The 14,847-nt window shown below is 30.2% G+C and carries 10 protein-coding genes; all 10 read left to right on the plus strand.

The annotated features are described in order from the left end of the window. The first annotated feature begins 3 nt into the window (after positions 1-3). The 10 genes from L3B98_RS03130 (at position 4) to L3B98_RS03175 (ending at position 14,831) form a co-directional block, all read left to right on the plus strand. A complete protein-coding gene (locus L3B98_RS03130; RefSeq protein ID WP_238915564.1) occupies positions 4-609 on the plus strand; it encodes a DMSO/selenate family reductase complex B subunit in 606 nt (201 codons plus the stop codon). Beyond that, positions 602-1,258 (plus strand): molecular chaperone TorD family protein, encoded by a 657-nt coding sequence (locus tag L3B98_RS03135; protein ID WP_238915565.1) that lies wholly within the window; start codon positions 602-604, stop codon positions 1,256-1,258. Before L3B98_RS03130 ends, L3B98_RS03135 begins: the two co-directional genes overlap by 8 nt. 418 nt (positions 1,259-1,676) lie before the next feature. Then, positions 1,677-2,765, plus strand: coding sequence for an iron-containing alcohol dehydrogenase family protein (locus tag L3B98_RS03140; protein WP_238915566.1), 1,089 nt, complete (start codon positions 1,677-1,679; stop codon positions 2,763-2,765). Between the two features lie 17 nt (positions 2,766-2,782). Further along, entirely contained in the window at positions 2,783-3,874 is a 1,092-nt protein-coding gene (hisC, locus tag L3B98_RS03145) for a histidinol-phosphate transaminase (protein ID WP_238915567.1), read from the plus strand. A 184-nt stretch (positions 3,875-4,058) separates the two neighbouring features. Beyond that, complete coding sequence (locus L3B98_RS03150; protein ID WP_238915568.1) at positions 4,059-8,291, plus strand: acyl-CoA dehydratase activase-related protein; 4,233 nt, start codon at positions 4,059-4,061, stop codon at positions 8,289-8,291. A 426-nt stretch (positions 8,292-8,717) separates the two neighbouring features. After that, on the plus strand, positions 8,718-9,539 hold the full coding sequence (gene larE, locus L3B98_RS03155) for an ATP-dependent sacrificial sulfur transferase LarE (RefSeq protein WP_238915569.1): 822 nt from the start codon (positions 8,718-8,720) through the stop codon (positions 9,537-9,539). A gap of 284 nt (positions 9,540-9,823) precedes the next feature. Then, a complete protein-coding gene (locus L3B98_RS03160) occupies positions 9,824-12,064 on the plus strand; it encodes a heavy metal translocating P-type ATPase (protein ID WP_238915570.1) in 2,241 nt (746 codons plus the stop codon). A gap of 11 nt (positions 12,065-12,075) precedes the next feature. Then, complete coding sequence (locus tag L3B98_RS03165) at positions 12,076-13,074, plus strand: sulfite exporter TauE/SafE family protein (protein WP_238915571.1); 999 nt, start codon at positions 12,076-12,078, stop codon at positions 13,072-13,074. A gap of 15 nt (positions 13,075-13,089) precedes the next feature. Then, a complete protein-coding gene (locus L3B98_RS03170) occupies positions 13,090-14,037 on the plus strand; it encodes an ABC transporter permease (protein ID WP_238915572.1) in 948 nt (315 codons plus the stop codon). A gap of 11 nt (positions 14,038-14,048) precedes the next feature. Continuing rightward, entirely contained in the window at positions 14,049-14,831 is a 783-nt protein-coding gene (locus tag L3B98_RS03175; RefSeq protein ID WP_238915573.1) for an ABC transporter permease, read from the plus strand. Positions 14,832-14,847 lie beyond the last annotated feature (16 nt).

The following is a 14,847-nucleotide window of genomic DNA, read 5'->3' on the forward strand; positions in this document are numbered from 1 at the left end:
TATATGCCTAAACAATTGGCTTTCTATTTTGAACAGAAATATTGCACAGGCTGCTATACTTGTCAAATAGCTTGCAAGGATAAAAATAATTTAGAAGTAGGAGAGCAATTTAGAAAAGTATATGAAGTTACTGGTGGGAACTATATAAAAAGAGGAAATCTAATTATACAAGATATATACGCCTTTTGGATATCTGTTAGCTGTAATCATTGTATTGATCCAATTTGTGTTAAAAAATGTCCTACTGGAGCATTAAAAAAGAGGCTGGAAGATGGAATAGTGATTTTAGATAGGAATAAATGTGTTGGTTGCACTTCTTGTGTTAAGAGTTGTCCATATGAAGCAATACAATACGATTCAAATATCAGGAAAGTAAGTAAATGTGATTTTTGTTTAGACCTAATAGAGAGTGGAAAAGATCCAGTTTGTATTTCATCATGTCCAATGAGAGCTTTAGATTATGGAGAATTAGAAGTGTTACAGCAGAAGTATGGAAACATAAATGAGACAGACGGTTTACCTAGTTCAAAAATTACAAAACCAGCTTTAGTAATTACTCCACATAAAAATGCAATAAAACCCCAAGGAGGTATTGGGAATAATGGATAATATAAAACAATGGATTGTTGAAAGAAAAATTATATATTTTATATTCGCACTTCTTTATGATGGAAAAATAGATCAAGCATTAGATATTATAAAAAAGAATGAGTTATTGCAGAATTTTTCAGATTATACTAATAATAAACAACTTTCAGGTGGAAGCAACCAAGTAATAAAAGAACTACATGAAAACCAAAATGATAATCATTATAAAGATTTAATTCTAGAAGAATATCAAAGATTATTTATTGGACCAGATGAGATTTTAGCACCTCTTTGGGAATCAGTATACAAAACAAAGGATAAGTTACTTTTTGGAGAAATTGAGCTAGAGAACAGAAGGTATTATAATAGTAATGGGTTAGATGTTAAAGAAAGTGAACCGGCTGATTATCTTCCAATGCAATTATCATTTATATCACGTTTATGTGATGCAGCTTTGGAAGATAATTTTGAAAATATAAATGAAAATTTAGCAAAACAACGTGATTTTTTGAAAGATCATTTGATATCATGGATACCTTATTGGGTAGAGGGGATAAATCAAAATGCAGAAACTCAATTTTGGTTAGGTTTTGTACAAATGACTACAGGCTGGTTAGAAAATGACTTCGATGAAATAGAAAAGGTTATTGAAATAATGGCAAATTTATAATGAAAACCTAAGTTAATATAGGAATCAGCTTTTAGAAAATTTATTGACAAGTATAAAAAAAAGATATATACTATAAAACATAGTAAATCGATATGAATAATAAAAATATTTAATAAAAATTAATATAAGTCTGACTGGAAAACCAGAGGACATACTTCGAAGACGATAGAAGTATGTCCTTTTTTATATATAAATTTATATTCGTAGAGTATTTTTATAACTCAAGCTATTGTTAACAATATATTTATGTTTATTTACATAATTAAGGATAAATATAGACAAGAGGGATGTAAAATATTCTGCATATTTTACATAAAGTTTTTAATCTATCACGTGAAAGAAAAATGAAAGCTGAATAAGCTATATAAATTAATAAAGCAACTAAAAAATATTTTTATGAAGTAGGAGGAAGATTTTAATGAGTTTAATACAAACACCATATGAATACGTGAATGAACCAAACATTATTAGCGAAGCAGGAAATTATGTAAAAGGATTAGGAAAAAATGCACTTATAATTGGAGGAAAAACAGCCTTAAGTATTACTGAAAATAATATTACAAAGAGTTTTGAAGAAAATAATATTATTTTTACTATAAAAGAATTTTCAGGATATCCAACAGAAAAAGTAATAGCTACATTTTCAGAGCTTGGAAAAGAACAAAAAATTGATGTTGTTATTGGAATAGGAGGCGGAAGAGTTTTAGATACCACAAAAGCTGTTGGAAACAGGTTGAATATACCAATTGTTGCAATACCAACAATTGCAGCTACATGTGCTTCTTGGGCAGCTGTATCCATTATATATGATGAAGATGGAAATCAAGTGGATTTTTTTGATACTCAAAAATCAGCCAATTTAATTCTAGCAGATACAAAAATATTAGTTGAAGCACCAGATAGATATTTAAAAGCTGGAATTATTGATACTCTTGCAAAATGGTATGAATCAGAACCTAACTTGAAAAATCATAATGACAGTTTACAATTAAAAATTCAAACTGAAGTAGCTAAATTAGGTTTTAATATTTTACTGGAAAAAAGTAATAAATATTTTAATTCTAAAGATAGGAAAGATAATTTGAATGATTTTAAACAAATAGTAGATTCAATTATTTTAATTGCAGGTTTAGTTAATAGCATAAAAAGCAATGAATTTTATGGAGGGATAGCACATCCCTTTTATAATAGCACTACAAAAATACCTGAAACGAGAAATAAGCTTCATGGAGAAAAAGTTGCCTTTGGAATTCTTACTCAACTCGTATTAGAAGGAAAAACAAAGGCTGAATTAATAGAAACTTTTAACTTGTTTAAGAACTTTGATGCTCCGATAACCCTAAAAGGAATAGGAATTGAAAATGAAATAGATGAAAAGGTCAATTTAATAGCAGAAGACGTATCAAAAAAGAGTGGAGCTTATAAAGGAATAGATCATGAATTAACAAGTGATGTTATTAAAAAGGCTATATTGGAAGCAGATAATATTGGAAGAGAGATATCATAAAAAAGGAGTACAGAAATATGTCAAATTTAAAATATAGAGAAGAACTTGATTTAATTGAAAATTATAAGCCTGCAAAGTCCTTGGAAGCTGTAAATAGAGAACTTGGATTAACTGAAATAATTAAACTTGCAGGTAATGAAAATAGACTTGGAAGTTCTGATTTAGCTAAGAAAGCAGTTAAAAATTTTGTTAATGAACTTTCATTTTATCCAGACTTTGATGTGACACGTCTTAGAGAAAGATTATCAAAGGATTTAAAAGTTAAAGGGGAGCAGCTGATTTTTGGAAATGGATCTTTTGAACTTTTATCTTTGATAGCTAAAGCCTTTATAAGTAAAGGAGAAGAATCCATTATACCAGAAATCACCTTTGGTTGGTATCAATCAGTCACCCTTCAAATGGGGGGAAAGATTGAATGGGTTCCACTTAAAGAACATAAAATAGATTTGGATGAAATCAAAGCAAGAATAAATAAGAACACTAGGGTTATATGGATATGCAATCCTAATAATCCTATAGGAACTTTTATTGATGAAGCTTCTTTGAAAAATTTTCTAAAGGATGTTCCAAGCGATGTAATTGTGGTTTTAGATGAAGCATATTATGAATTTGCAGATGACAGCAGTTATCCGGAGTCTATTAAACTGCTTGAAGAATATAAAAATATTATCATATTAAGAACCTTTTCTAAGGTTTATGGCTTAGCATCATTAAGATTAGGATATGGAATTGCAGATCCAGAATTTATCAGCTATTTATACAAAGTTAAAGAGCCTATTAATGTAAACATGGTTGCTCAAGTAGCCGCATTGGCAAGTCTTGATGACTATGAATTTAAAAATAAAGTTTTAGAAAACAATAAGAAGAGTAAGCAATTATACTATGATAAATTAGATGAATTAAATCTAGAATACATTAAGACACAAGGTAATTTTATAATGATAAATACAAAGCTTAATGGAGATTTGGTTACAGAAGAGTTTTTAAAGAGAGGAATAATTATAAGAAGCGGTGTGGAATTTAAAATGCCTGAATGGATAAGGATTTCTATAGGTTCATATGAGGAAAATGTTAAAGTGTTAGAAGTATTAAAAGAAATAATATCATAATTATTTATGATTAAGTTAAGGTATATAAATATAATTATTCATCAGAATGAAAACAGATAAATTTAAAGAAAATAGGATACATTCACAGAATGTGGGATGTATCCTTTAGTCTATTATTTTCTTTTATGTGTCTAAAATACCATTGACGATAAAGCAAATAATAATTATTTGGAGGTAAAGTATTATGAAGTATAAAGCTGGACTTGATGTTGGTTCAACAACTGTAAAGCTGGTGATAATTGATTCTGACAATAAAATTGTATTTTCAAGTTATGAACGCCATTTTGCTGATGTTAAGAATGCAACTTTAAGGGTACTAAAAGAAGCTACTAAAATTGTAGGAGATCATAAAGAACTTATAATGAGGATAACTGGATCTGCTGGAATGGGGCTTGCCAAAGTTATAGATGTTCCTTTTATACAAGAGGTTATTTCGTGCACTGAAGCAGTCGAAAAGTTAATTCCAGAAACTGAAGTGGTTATCGAACTAGGTGGAGAGGATTCAAAAATTACTTTTTTAAAGGGAACTTTAGAACAAAGAATGAATGGTACATGTGCTGGTGGAACAGGTGCATTTATAGATCAAATGGCATCTCTTTTAAATACAGATGCTCAGGGAATTAATGAAATGGCAAAAACTGCTACTATAATTTATCCTATAGCCTCTCGTTGTGGAGTTTTTGCAAAATCAGATATTCAACCTCTTATTAATCAGGGAGCTTCAAAAGGAGATATAGCAGCAAGTGTTATGCAGGCGGTTGTAAATCAGACCATTGCTAGTTTAGCAGCTGGAAGAAAGATTCAAGGAAAGATTGCTTTTTTAGGAGGGCCACTATATTTTTTGAGTGAACTTAGAAAAAGTTTTATGGAAACTTTAAAAGTGAAAGAAGAGGATGCAATTTTCCCAGAAAATTCTTTATTATTTGTTGCTTTAGGGGCAGCCTTATATCCTAAGCAAAATAAAATTGTAACTTTGGAAGAGGTTGTTCAGAATCTGGAGAAGGCTAATAAAAATAATTTAGAAGTAGCAAGTTTCTTAGAGCCACTTTTTGAAAGTGAAGATGAACTAAAAGGATTTCGTGAACGTCATAGTAAAGCTTCAGTACCTACAAAAGCTTTAAGTGAACATAGTGGGGCTGCATATCTTGGTATAGATGCAGGCTCAACTACTTCAAAAATAGTACTTATAGACCAAGAAGCTAATATTTTATTTAGTCATTATGGAAATAATAAAGGAGAGCCGTTAGATACAATAAAAGAGGTATTGGTTGATTTATTTAAGAGGCTTCCTAAAGAAGTATATATAGGAAAAGCTACTGTAACAGGCTATGGAGAAGAATTACTAAAAAATGCATTAAAAATAGATATTGGGGTAGTTGAAACTATGGCTCATTATAAGGCTGCTGAACATTTTCAAGAGGGTGTAGATTTCATTTTGGATATTGGTGGACAAGATATGAAAGCCTTAACTATTAAAGATGGAACTTTATCCTCTATTCAACTAAATGAAGCATGTTCCTCTGGTTGTGGTTCCTTTATTGAAACTTTTGCGAAATCAATGAATTACAGTGTAGAGGATTTTGCAAAAGCAGCACTTAATTCAAAAAGTCCAGCTGATTTAGGTTCGAAATGTACTGTATTTATGAATTCTAAAGTGAAACAGGTACAAAAGGAAGGGTTTAATGTTGGAGATATTTCAGCAGGATTGGCTTATTCAGTTATAAAAAACTCATTATATAAGGTAATAAAAATAAAAAGACCAGAAGAGTTAGGTAAGAAAATAGTTTGTCAGGGTGGAACTTTCTATAATGAGGCAGTACTTAGGGCTTTTGAAAAAATCAGTGGCTTAGAAGTTGTTCGCCCAACTATTGCAGGGTTAATGGGAGCTTATGGAGCAGCGTTGATTGCTAAAGCTAATCATCAAATTGGTGAAAAATCAAGCTTAATTTCACTGACAGATCTAGAGCAATTTAAAGTTGAAAAAGAATTTACTAGATGCAAGCTTTGCGAAAATAAATGTAGGTTAACTGTAACAAACTTCTCTGATGGTGGCAGTTTTGTATCAGGTAATAGATGCGAGAGAGGTGCAAAAGTTCAAATTAAAGAAGAGGATAAAAGGGTTAACTTAGTAGATTATAGATATAATAGATTATTTAAGTATCGCCCAATTGAAATTACTGAGGCCACTAGAGGCGTGATTGGAATTCCAAGAGCTTTAAATATATATGATAATTATCCTTTGTGGTTTACAATATTTACTGATTTAGGATTTAGGATTGAACTTTCACCTAGATCTACTAAGAAAATTTATGAAACTGGTATTGAGACTATTCCAAGTGATACAGTGTGCTATCCAGCAAAAATATCACATGGGCATGTACAGAGCCTAATTAATAAAGGAATAACAAAGATATTTTTTCCAACAGTAGTATATGAACGATTGGAGCATGAAAAAGCAGATAATCATTATAATTGTGCTGTAGTTCAAGGTTATCCTAATCTTTTAAAGCATAATATAGATGAAGTAATTAATGAAAAGATAACTTATTACACACCAGCTATAAATTTAGCTGATAAGGATTCTGTAATTGGAACGCTCTTAGAAGAATTAAAGGATTATGAAATTACAGAAGAAGAAATGAAAAAAGCAGTTTATCATGGCTTTGAGGAGTTAACTGCTTTTAAAAATGATATAAAAGTAAAAGGTGAGGATACTTTAAAGCTAATAGAAGAAACAGGAGGGCATGGGATTATATTAGCAGGGCGTCCATACCATTCTGATCCTGAAATTAACCATGGCATTTCAAAAGTTATAACGCAAGAAGGCTTTCATGTTCTTACAGAAGATAGCATTTATCAGTTAGGAGATGTCGAAGATTTAAGATTAGTTAATCAATGGGAATATGGTTCACGTATTTTTGCAGCAGCAAAAGTTGTTGCAAAGTCTAAAAATATAGACTTTGTCCAGCTTAATTCTTTTGGATGTAGTTTAGACACTGTTGCTACAGATCAAATATCAGAAATTTTAGAGCAGTATGGAAAAGTTTTAACTGTGCTGAAAATAGATGAAGGTTCAAATTTAGGGACTGTGAAAATTCGTATGAGATCTCTTAAAGTGGCTATTAAAGATAAAGAAAAAGCAGGCTTTAAGCCATATAAGAGATTTGAAAATCCTAATTTTGCAAATTTCACTAAGGAAATGAAAGAGGCTCATACAATACTGCTTCCTTCCATTGCACCTTTTAGGCAAAATGGATTAGTGAATATTGCTCTTCGTGCGTCAGGTTATAATGCTGTAATGCTGCCTTCGAAAAACTTAACAGCATTAGATAAAGGGTTGAGATTTGTAAATAATGAATATTGTCATCCACCAATTGATTATGTTGGACAGATAGTAGAAGCACTTGAAAGTGGAAAATATGATTTAGATAATACTACAATTATGATTTTAGATCCAGGAACAAATTGCAGCTGTAGAGGAGCAAATTTTGCAACAGTACTGCGTAAAGCAATTTATGATGCAGGTTATCCAGATGTACCAGTTGTTCCTATGCCTATAGAGTTTAAGGATTATGAGACAGATGAAAGAAAATCTGGTTTTGTTTTAACAGAGCCTCTTTTGAAAAGATTAGCCCTTGCAAATTCATACGCTGATTTATTTGAAAAAGTTGTATATAGGACTAGACCATATGAGATTGAACCTGGACAAATAGATACATTGCATCAAAAATGGATAGAGAAAATAAAACCTAATATAGAAAATACGTCCTTAAGTGATTTTAGAATTAACATGGAGAATATCATTAAAGAGTTTGATAATATTCTGTTATTAGATATCCAAAAGCCTAAGGTTGGGCTTGTTGGAGATGCTGAATTAACTATAAACTTTGCTGAAAATGGAAGTTATAATATTGTAAGGTTACTAGAGTCAGAAGGAGTAGAAGTTGTTGTGCCGGGAATAGGCTTTATGTCTACTTATTTAATAGGTGATTTAGGTGAACATATGAAAGAATTATCGGACAGCTTTTATAATCAATGCGAAAAGCCTATGGATGAAGCTTTAAGAGCTTCTAAAAGGTTTAGAAAATTTTATTCTATTTTTGATATGAAGGCAAGTGCAAATCAAATAGCACCATTTGCAAATTATCAGGGTAAGTTTTGGTTTATGACTGGTGGTAAAATGATAGAGCTTTTAAAGGATAATGTTAATAATATTGTATTGTATCAAGCTTTCAATTGTGCTATTAATTATGTGTGTGGTGTAGGTCTTAACAAAGAAATAAAAAGACAATATCCACAGGCTAATATAGTAAATATTGATTATGATCCTGGAATGTCAATGGTAAACCAGGTAAATCGTATTAAACTTATGATAAGCAATGCTGAAAAAGATTTAGAAAGAGAAGAAGTGATTTAGCAAATTTATTTCCGTAATATAAATTATGACTGACTAGAAAACTAGAGGGTTTGAGATTTGAAAAACACAAATTTCAAAGCCTTTTGTTTTAAGTTGAGTATAGTTGTCCAATATCATATATATTGCAAAAAGAAATCTTCAAAGCTTAAAGATTTCCAAAGGAAATCAACTTTCATTGATAATTGCAACATATACATATATACACCTAAAATTTTAAATTGACAATATAATCGAATAATGATAATATCATCATAAATCCTATATGAATACTCTTAAATGGTACAATTAGTAGTCTAGAAACATTAAGTATAACAATTTTTCTGGTTTTATTTAATTGTCTTTTTTATTAGATGAATACTGAGCATTTTAATAGGAATGATAGAATTTAAATATGATTAATATTAGAAATGCAGGAGGGTGTAGTATATGTTATTACAAGAGAAATTTCAATTACTAAAAGATAATATAAAAAAAAGAGGAAGTGCAGCAATTGCTTTTTCAGGTGGAGTGGATAGTACCTTCTTAGTTAAGGTAGCACACGAGGTATTAGGAGATAAGGTTATAGCAGTTACAGCTACTTCATCAACTTATCCAGAAAGGGAGTTAAAAGAAGCAATTAAATATGCAAAGAATATTGGGATAAAACACTTGATTATATCTTCAGAAGAGCTGGACATTGAAGGTTTTGCTAGTAATCCTAAAAATAGATGTTACTATTGTAAAAAAGAACTTTATACAAAGATAAAGGAAGTAGCTAAGGAAAATAATGTTGAATATGTTTTTGATGGTTCAAATCTTGATGATAATGGTGATTATAGACCAGGAATGCAGGCAGCTAGGGAATTGGAAGTAATAAGCCCACTTAAGGAAGCAAATATTACTAAAGATGATATAAGAGCGCTTTCAAAAGAATTAGGACTTCCAACTTGGAACAAGCCATCATTTGCATGTTTATCTTCCAGATTTCCTTATGGAAAAAAGATTACAATTCCAAAGCTTAAAATGGTTGAGGAAGCTGAACAGTTTTTGCTTGATATGGGCATAAGGCAAGTAAGAGTAAGGCATCATGGAGAAATAGCTAGAATTGAAGTTTCTCCTGAAGAAAGAATTAAATTCTTTGATGTTGAAGTCATGGATAAGATAGGAGAGAAGTTTAAATATATCGGGTTTGCTTACGTCACTTTAGACATATTAGGATACAGGACTGGTAGTATGAATGAAGTACTAACAGAGGAAGAAAAAAATTAACATTATTACAATTCAGCATACACGGTAAGTTCGCACTTAGAATTCAAATTAAAAAATAAGAAACAGAAAAAATTCATGTATTAGTTAAAATATATTGACATGAAAAGGAAAAAGAAATATAATAATTCTTATTAAACTTATAAGAATACCTGTGTATTATAAATTCTGACTGGTCAACCAGAGGATGGATTTCTATTTAAAGAAATCTATCCTCTTTTAGCGTTAAGGAATTCAATTAAGGCACATGAAAATATAACTATTATTGTATGAAAGGAGAAAAAGTATTGTATAAAAAAATGTCATTGAAGATAAGTGGGATGACTTGCACATTATGCTCTAACAAGATAGAACATAAATTAAAAAAGACTGCTGGAATAAAAAATTCAACTGTAAATTTTTCCACAGAAACAGCATCCATAGTTTATGATGATAATTTTTGTAATCAAGATAAAATTAATAAAATCATTAATTCATTAGGATTTGCTATTGATGATGAAAAAGGAACAGAATCAAAAAAGCATCTAGAAAAACTAAAGTGGAAAGCTATTATTAGTTTAATTTTGATTTCACCACTTGTTTTAGTAATGATGATATGTTGGTTAGATAATTTATGCACAATACTTGATCCAAACTATTCAATTAAGTTATCAAAATTAATCGGTATTTTAAGATATAAATTATATTTTATACATAATTGGAAGTTGCAGATATTATTGGTTTTCCCAGTTCAATTTATTATAGGGTTTGATTTTTATAAAAACGCTTTATATTCAATTATATCTAGAATGCCTGGGATGGATTTACTTGTGGCAGTAGGAACCGGAGCAACTTTTGGATATAGTTTATATATAGCAATAAAGTACCCTAATTTTGACGGCAAAGAGTTGTATTTTGAAGCGGGAGCTATGATAATAACCTTTGTGATTTTAGGAAAGTATTTAGAGGCATTAGCTAAAAAGAGAACATTTAATAGCATTGAAGCATTGTCAAAATTGCAGCCTAAAACGGCAAAGGCTTTGAATGATACAGTTGAAATAGAAAAAGGAATCGAAGATATAAGAATTGGAGAGATAGTAATTATTCGCCCAGGGGAAATAATACCTTTGGATGGGATTATTATTCAAGGGAATTCGGCAGTTGACGAGTCAATGATTACTGGAGAAAGTACTTGGATAGATAAAAATGTTGGAGATAAGGTTACAGGCGGTGCAGTAAACATAATGGGAAGTTTTCAGTTTAAAGTGGAAAAGATATGGGAGAATACGGTACTTTCATCAATAATACATTTGGTTGAGGAAGCTCAAAACTCAAAGCCCAATATTCAAAAATTGACTGATAAATTAAGCAGTATATTTGTACCATTTATTCTTATGACATCAATAGCAACATTCTGTTTCTGGTATTTTTATGTATATCATGCTTCACATTATTATATTGAGAAGCCAATATTATATGCTGTGGCAGTATTAGTAGTTTCTTGTCCTTGTGCACTGGGAATTGCAATTCCAACAGCAATTTGCGTAGGTACAGGAATTTCATCAGAAAATGGAATATTGATAAAAAGTAGTCAAGCACTTCAAGATGCTTGTAAGATAAATACCATGATTTTTGATAAAACTGGGACATTAACTGTTGGCCGTCCCAATGTAGAAGAGTTTATAAAGAAAAATAAAGAAAGTAAATATAGCGAAGAAGAGATTTTAACCTTGGCAGCTAGTTTAGAGAATAAATCTGAACATCCTTTAGGAAAAGCAATTACTGATTTAGCAGTAAAGAGAGGATATATATTGAAAGTGGCAGAAGATTTTCAGAGTATTACTGGAAAAGGAATTAGAGGAATAATTGATGGAAAAGATATTATTATTGGAACTGAATCATTTTTGAAGGAGAATAAAATTCATGTAATTCAAAATGATAATAATATGCTTACTAAAGTTTATGTGGCAATTGATGATGTATATGAAGGAATTATTACACTTAATGATGAGATAAAAAAAGGAGTAAAGGATACTATTGATAAACTGAAACATAAAAATATTGAAGTTGTAATGGTAACAGGAGATGGAAAGGCAGTATCAGAAAATATTGCTAAAAAAATAGGAATAGAAAGGATATATTCAGAGGTTTTACCAAAAGATAAAGGGGAAATAGTAAAAGGAATTAAGAAAAATAATAGATTTGTAGCGATGGTTGGTGATGGAATAAATGATGCTCCAGCATTAGCAAATGCAGATGTTGCTTTTGCAATAGGAGTAGGTGCAGATGTTGCTATTCAAAGCAGCCATATTGTAATAGTTGGCAATGAATTAAAACAAATTCCAGTAGCAATAGATTTATCAAAAAAAACTATGAATAAAATAAAGATTAATTTGTTTTTGGCATTAATATATAATGCCATTGGAATTCCATTTGCAGCATCAGGTAATCTAAGCCCTGAATTGGCAAGTGCATGTATGGCACTGAGTTCAATTTCTGTAGTATTAAATTCATTAAGTTTAAAGAGATATAAGGTGAGTGAGAAGTAAGGGGGAAGCGTATGAATGTAGATTTTACATCAATAACAAACAGTACAGCATCCTATTGGGTAATATTTTTATATGGAATTATGACTAGTTTTCATTGCATAAACATGTGTGGCGGATTTATTTTATCTGGAAGCTTATCAGTCAGGAAAGAAAAATGGATGGGAGTAAAAACCTCTCTTTTATATAATGTAGGCAGAATAATATCTTATACCGTTATTGGAGCAATAGCAGGTGGGGTTGGTTCAGTTGTAGCATTGTCAGGAATTTTAAGAGGTGCCTTGCCCTTTATTTCAGGAATTTTAATGATAATAATGGGATTAAATTTTTTAGGAGCACTAAAACGGGTAAAAATAAATTTTTCACTAAAAAGTTTACTGGGAGATAAACTTTTTAGAAATAAAAGCAAAAATATGTTTTATATAGGTTTAATTAATGGTTTATTGCCATGTGGACCTATGCAGGCGATACAAATTTACAGTTTAGCTACTGCAAGTATAGTAAAGGGTGCACTTGCAATGCTCATATTTTCAATTGGAACTGTACCAGTACTGTTTTTGTTTGGGTACTTTAGCAGTTTATTAAATGTAAGATTTACAAAAATAGTGTTAAGATTGAGCACTTGTATTTTAATAGTCATGGGATTCTTTATGGTTAATAGAGGTTTGAATCTATGGGGAATTAAAATGGATCCGTCTAATTTAGTAGCAAATAATAATTATGCAGTTGCAGCAACTGTAAAAGGTGATGAACAGGTTTTAATAACGGAATTTACTGATGAAAAATTTGAAGATGTAGCTTTTAAAAAAGGAATGCCAGTTAAGTGGATAATAAATGTAGATAAAAAATATGTGGGTGAATGTACTTCTACAATATTAATTGAGGAATATGGAGTTAAGGTAGAGTTAAAAGAAGGAGAAAATGTGATTAGATTTACACCAGAAGAAGAAAAGAATGTGCCATATAGCAGTTGGTGCGGAATGTTAAATGGTGTTATTAAAATATATAAATAAATTAAGGAGAAACCCATGGAAAATTTAGAAGTCATAAAGAACACTATAGCAGAAAAATTATTTAAATATACAGTTGTAATTATAATTTTAGTTCTTTGGCAAGTACTGCCACAAATAGGAACAGTAAATTCTAACTATTTACCACCTTTATCTAGAATTTTGCTGGAACTATTTTCTCTTAGCGATGGAAATTATCTATTTATGAATGTAATGGTGAGCATATGGAGGATTACTATAGGTCTTACAATATCAATATTTATAAGTATTTTATCAGGATTAACTTTAGGATTTTTCTTTCCTAAATTTAGTGATAAATTAATTCCATTATTGCGATTTTTTATACAAATTAATCCTTATTCCATTTTTCCATTATTTATTGTTTTTCTAGGTGTAGGTGAAATAGCTAAAATAGGTATAGTAATTTGGACTTCAGTTTGGCCAATGATGTTTTATACAATTTCTGCAGCAAAAAATGTTGATCCAATGCTTATAAAACAGGCTAATTCAATGGATATATCGAGAACAAAATTATTTTCTAAAGTAATTGTACCAGCAACTATACCTTCAATCTTTCAAGGTATAAGAGAAGGGGTTCAAATGTCCTTTTTCATATTAACTGCGGCAGAAATGACTGGATCCACCGCAGGTCTCGGTTATATTATTCATAACGCTGGAATGAACTTCTTAATTCCACGTTTTTATGCAGCTGGAATATGCATTGTATTAATAAGTGTATTACTAAATTTATTTTTTGTGTCTCTGAAGAAAAGATTAATGTTTTGGAAAGAGGATGTAGAAATATTTGACAGTAATTCTACAAGGAAAGTTAAAAGGGTAAGTAAGTTGCAGATTTCTTGTATAATTTTGGTTTTTCTTTTTATTTTAATACAGGGTGGAATAGAAATTAATAATGCATATAATTATCAAAATAATCCTAAAAATGCAACTGTAACTGTTGAATAGGTGGTGAAGAAATGTTTGGTTATATAAATAGATTTTTTAATAAGTATGTTTTAATTATTGCACTCATAATAATATGGGAAATTACAACTCAACTAAAATTAATAAGTCCGATTTTCTTACCGCCTTTTTCTAAAGTAGTAGAAACTATAATCAAAATGATTAGAACTGGAGAATTTATAGTTAATTTTAGGATAAGCATCTTTAGAGCTATGTCTGGCTTTATTATAGCTGCATTGATAGGTATTCCAATAGGTTTACTTCTTGGAGGGTGGTTTAAGGAACTGAAATTAGCACTTAATATGCTTCTTGAAATATGTTCACAGATTAATCCATTTTTAATGTTTCACTTAATATTAATATTTCTAGGAATAGGTGAGTTTTCTAAAATATCAATATTAGTTTGGACATGTCTTTGGCCAATAATTTTTAGTACTATTTCTGGAATAAACAATATAAATCCGCAGATATTAAAAATGGGAAAAACTTTTGGCCTTGGCAGAGTTTTAATGTTTATTAAAATTATATTACCTGCGTCAGCACCAGGAATATTTAATGGTTTAAGACTTGCAGCAGGATATTCCTTATTAATGCTCACAGCAGCAGAAATGATGGGAGCAAAATCAGGTCTTGGATATTTAATTATATATAGTCAACAGAATTTTAAAATTGCAGAAATGTATGCTGTAGTATTAATAATTGCAATATCAGCACTTGTAGTAGATTATATTATGTCTTTGATTGAGAAAAAATTTGTGATTTTCGAAGAGCAAGGAATCATAAATAGCAATTATTGATAATTAGGGAGGCGTA

The sequence above is a fragment of the Clostridium sp. YIM B02555 genome (genome assembly GCF_022320955.1).
Lineage (GTDB): Bacteria > Bacillota > Clostridia > Clostridiales > Clostridiaceae > Clostridium > Clostridium saccharoperbutylacetonicum.